Source organism: Actinacidiphila sp. bgisy167 (genome assembly GCF_057707665.1).
Genome location: NZ_JBYIQP010000211.1, coordinates 1 through 1,109, shown reverse-complemented (window position 1 = coordinate 1,109; position 1,109 = coordinate 1). Strand labels below are relative to the sequence as shown.

1 protein-coding gene is annotated in these 1,109 nt (G+C 69.2%); it reads right to left on the bottom strand.

Features of this window, described 5'->3' with window-relative positions; all coding sequences use genetic code 11:
- The coding region (locus AC3ET4_RS30830) for an OTU domain-containing protein (RefSeq protein ID WP_431955272.1) at window positions 1–828 on the bottom strand (828 nt) is incomplete at its 3' end.
- Window positions 829–1,109: the final 281 nt, after the last annotated feature.

The following is a 1,109-nucleotide window of genomic DNA, read 5'->3' as shown; positions in this document are numbered from 1 at the left end:
CTCCTGAACAAGACGCTCCCCCGACTGGGGCTGCACCGGCGGAGGCGCCGGAAGCCGCCTGACACCCTCCTGCCGACCCTCGGCCTCCACCGGAGCGGCCAGTATCGCCCGGGCCTGCACCGGGTCCCACACCCCCGGCCGTGCGGGGCGAGCCGGCATCCAGTGCATCACCCCGTCGTGACGGACCAGGTGAAGCTCGATCCCCCCATCCTCACCGAACCGGTGCACCGCCAAGCCCGCAGCCTCGACCACATTCAGAACGAGGCCGTAGACGCGCGCCGCAAGGACCGGCGCGAGATCACCACCGGCATTCGCATAGCTGTCCATGGTACGGATCTGCCGATCCAGCCCGGACAGCACCTCCTCACGGCCCCCATCCGGCATCGCGAACAGCCATTCCACAATCCGATCCGCCTCATCGGGGTCGGATGCCAGATCATCCGCATACATGATGACCAGCTGGGGCCCCATCTCGTCCCAGAACTGCGGCAGAGCATCAGCCAACTCCTGCCGCATGCCCCCCGCCACGTCTCTCATCGCCCGGGCATGGTCTTCCACCGACATCTGCGAATCGGCCCTGGGGGCCAACCCCAACAACGTGGCCACCGAGTAGTAGAAGCAGTTCCCGTCACCACCGGCGTCCCGCGCCACCAGACCCACACGACCCGCCACCGCGACCATCTGCTCATAGCCCTCCATCACCCGCCTCACCGACATACTCACGTCGGCTTCGCTGGCCTCGAAGGCCCGGGTCAGGAACATCCGGTCCGAGGCCGCGGACAGTCCCGCCGTGTGAGAAACCGACTGCGAGGTGAGGCCCTCCTGCACCGACGCTCCACCCGCATGACGGGCCGAATCCAGCCGAACCTCTCGCAGACCTGCAGCGGACCACGGACTGACGTCCGGAGCCGCGTCGCTCCTGGCCGAAGCGGTGAGGTCCAGCGGATTGGGCAGCCGCCTGCCCGCGCGGCTCCGGGAAGCCGACGAGGTCCCCGTGTCCTGAAGCGCGTGCCGCCCCGACGACTCACCGACACCGCTCGCCTCACCCTGACGCCCCGCTCCCAACAGCCGCCCCCGAGGACGCCGCAGAAGACGCGCGACGACCGCAG